Below are 1,002 nucleotides of genomic sequence, written 5' to 3' on the forward strand. Positions count from 1 at the left end.
AATGGCCCCGGCATCCACCCCGAGAACCTGGAGCGGATCTTTGACCCTTTCTTTCGGGCGGATCTTTCTAAGCCAGGACAGGGGCTGGGGTTGGCCATTAGCCGCGACTTGGCCACCCAGATGGGAGGAGACCTTCGCGTGGACAGCTCCCCCCAAGGCTCTTGTTTTCGCCTCAGATTGCCCACGGCCCAGTAGAGCTTGAAAGTGTGAGCAAGGGTGTTTCTCCCAGCCAAAATCTTGAAAGCTATCCAGGAGCTGCCCAATGGCCCCCTCCGCTCAAGCCAAACCCGAACCTGCCTTGGCCCGCATCTTGTTGGTAGATGACGAGCCAGGTCTGCGGGAGGCAGTGCAAGCCTACCTAGAAGACAGCGGCTTTGAGGTGATCCCGGCTGCCAACGCCCAGCAGGCTCTGCAGCTTCTCGGCACGGCCCAACCGCAACTGATCATCTCCGACATCATGATGCCGGGCATGGACGGCTACCAATTTTTGGCGCAAGTGCGAAAACTCGAGCCCTACAGCCATCTGCCGGTGGTGTTCCTCACCGCCAAAGGCATGACTGCCGACCGCATCCAGGGCTACCGGGCCGGCGTCGATGCCTACTTGCCCAAGCCCTTCGATCCGGAAGAGCTGGTGGCCATTGTCTCCAATCTCATCGAGCGCTCGCGCGCGGCTAGCCCCTCGGAAGTGGTGGCCCGCGAGCTGGCCTCGATTCGCGCCCTGCTGTCGGAGCGAACTCTCCCCCCAACCAGTCCCTCTCAGCCCCTCACCCCAACTCCTTTGCCCCCACCGATTAAGGTGGAGCTGACGCCGCGGGAACAGCAGGTGTTGGAGAAGGTGGCAGAAGGTCTGATGAACAAAGAAATTGCCAAACAACTGCAAACCAGCGTGCGCAACGTGGAAAAATACGTCACCCGCCTCCTCAACAAGACGGGCACCAGCAGCCGCACCGAGCTGGTGCGCTACGCCCTCACCTACGGCCTGATCCGGTTGTAGCCCTCACC

The 1,002-nt window shown here is 61.1% G+C and carries 2 protein-coding genes; both read left to right on the forward strand.

What is annotated here, in order from left to right; all coding sequences use genetic code 11:
* Positions 1-195: sensor histidine kinase (locus tag NW844_RS12920; RefSeq protein ID WP_414336231.1), on the forward strand; the 195-nt coding region annotated here is incomplete at its 5' end.
* Positions 196-262: 67 nt separating this feature from the next.
* Positions 263-994, forward strand: coding sequence for a response regulator (locus tag NW844_RS12925; protein ID WP_414336233.1), 732 nt, complete (start codon positions 263-265; stop codon positions 992-994).
* Positions 995-1,002 lie beyond the last annotated feature (8 nt).

It is taken from the genome of Synechococcus sp. H55.2, from assembly GCF_047462495.1.
Classification (GTDB): Bacteria; Cyanobacteriota; Cyanobacteriia; order Thermostichales; family Thermostichaceae; genus Thermostichus.

What these genes read in the sequence shown, in the direction of transcription:
- NW844_RS12925 (WP_414336233.1), top strand. Translation starts at nt 263, where the DNA reads ATGGCCCCCTCCGCTCAAGCCAAACCCGAACCTGCCTTGGCCCGCATC.